This window comes from Kocuria sp. CPCC 205263 (assembly GCF_040981075.1).
Taxonomy (GTDB): Bacteria; Actinomycetota; Actinomycetes; order Actinomycetales; family Micrococcaceae; genus Kocuria; species Kocuria rosea.
On sequence record NZ_JAVKPV010000067.1, the window covers coordinates 1 to 567 of the forward strand.

Consider the following 567-nt stretch of genomic DNA (forward strand, 5'->3'; position numbering starts at 1 on the left):
CTGCGCGGCATGCCGGAGGATTCGGTGCTCACCACCATCGACACGGACATCCGGGCCCTGCGCGCGGCCCGCGAGACCTTCCGCGAGATCGGCACGCAGCCGCGCGTGCGCACCATCTCCGGGCGCGCCTCGCTCGTGCTGCCGCGGCTGAGCTCCGCGTCCTACGACCTGGTCTTCCTCGACGCGGAGCCGTCGAACACCCTGCTCTACGTGGACGAGGCCGTGCGCCTGCTGCGCCGCGGCGGTACCCTGATCGTCCAGGACGCCCTCGATCAGGACCGCGTGCCGGATCCGGTGCAGCGCCAGGACTCCACCCGCGTGCACCGCGAGATCCACCGCATGCTGCGCGAGGACGAGCGCTTCGTGTCCGCCATCCTCACTCCGGGATCCGGGCTGTTCGTGGCCGTGCGCCGCTGAGGCGGGCCCCCATGGGAAGGACCCCCGCACCCTGGTCGGGTGCGGGGGTCCTTGTCGATGCTCGTGGGGTTGTCAGCCGGTGACGCCTTCGAGGCAGCCCTTCAGCTCTGCGGCCTCATCGGCCTTGAGCTCGACGACGAGACGACCGCC

General features: G+C 71.6%; 2 protein-coding genes. One reads left to right on the top strand and one right to left on the bottom strand.

Features of this window, described 5'->3' with window-relative positions; genetic code table 11:
* Positions 1–417, top strand: a 417-nt coding sequence (locus RF647_RS19160) for an O-methyltransferase (protein WP_368813121.1), incomplete at its 5' end; no start/stop codon positions are given.
* Between the two features lie 72 nt (positions 418–489).
* On the opposite strand, the gene RF647_RS19165 is transcribed toward RF647_RS19160, so the two are convergent.
* The coding region (locus RF647_RS19165) for a DUF3117 domain-containing protein (RefSeq protein ID WP_368813122.1) at positions 490–567 on the bottom strand (78 nt) is incomplete at its 5' end.